At 36.4% G+C, this 560-nt stretch carries 1 protein-coding gene; it reads left to right on the forward strand.

The window, feature by feature from the left end; translation table 11 throughout:
- Positions 1-340: 340 nt before the first annotated feature.
- Positions 341-560 (forward strand): glyceraldehyde 3-phosphate dehydrogenase NAD-binding domain-containing protein (locus ACQY6F_RS19040; protein ID WP_428776695.1); only part of this gene is annotated, 220 nt, incomplete at its 3' end.

Genomic DNA, 560 nt, shown 5'->3' on the forward strand with positions numbered 1-560 from the left:
CCACGCTTTAACTTCTCCATTTTTCTAATAATTATTTTTGACTTTTTTCGCTAAAAACTTGCGTACCTATGATTTTGTAGCACATACTTTTTCACCATGGTATTGCGGGTTATTTGAGCATTGATAACCTCGAATCTTGATTATTTTACGTCAATTGGTAGTGATGAAAAGCAGTAGCACGTCTAAAAACTAATCAGTTGTAAGTGATTGTGAAAAAAAGCGACAGTTTTTTTTGACTTTAAACAAGTTAAGTCGGATTATCTGTTGCAGATGTTTACTGGATTTTGTAATTTTACTACCAGTTATCTTTAATCAGAAATTAAGTTGTGGAGCAACTATAATGACTATCAAAGTAGGTATTAACGGTTTTGGCCGTATTGGCCGTTTCGTATTCCGTGCAGCACAAGAACGTAATGACATCGAAGTTGTTGGTATCAACGACCTAATCGACGTAGATTACATGGCTTACATGCTTAAGTATGACTCAACTCACGGCCGTTTCAACGGTACTGTTGAAGTTGAAGGCGGTAACCTAGTAGTAAACGGTAAGACTGTACGAG

Source organism: Vibrio sp. (genome assembly GCF_050299255.1).
Lineage (GTDB): Bacteria > Pseudomonadota > Gammaproteobacteria > Enterobacterales > Vibrionaceae > Vibrio.